This is a genomic window from Bacillus cereus group sp. BfR-BA-01355, assembly GCF_022663675.1.
GTDB classification, from domain to species: Bacteria; Bacillota; Bacilli; order Bacillales; family Bacillaceae_G; genus Bacillus_A; species Bacillus_A thuringiensis_S.
Window position 1 is genome coordinate 1 of the sequence record NZ_JAKUFY010000451.1, and the last position, 229, is coordinate 229.

A 229-nucleotide genomic window follows, 5' to 3' on the forward strand; every position below is an offset into this window, starting at 1 on the left:
AGAATGAACCAATTCCGCGCATAGCACGAGTAAACCAGTTTGCTTCTTCTACTTCAGATGTTGTTACAAGATCCACTTGCAACGACTTACCAGTTAAAAATCCAGGGTCGTTTGTATCTTTTGGCGTAATTACCATTTGACCAAGCGCAGCTCCCTTTTTAATAGGTGCTTCTTGTCCCTTACTTGATTCTTTTAATTCTGTTTTATAAACATCTTTACTTCCTTTTGG

1 pseudogene is annotated in these 229 nt (G+C 38.4%); it reads right to left on the reverse strand.

Annotated elements, in window-relative coordinates:
* Nucleotides 1–229, reverse strand: a pseudogene (locus tag MR167_RS32435) (D-alanyl-D-alanine carboxypeptidase); the annotation flags it as partial.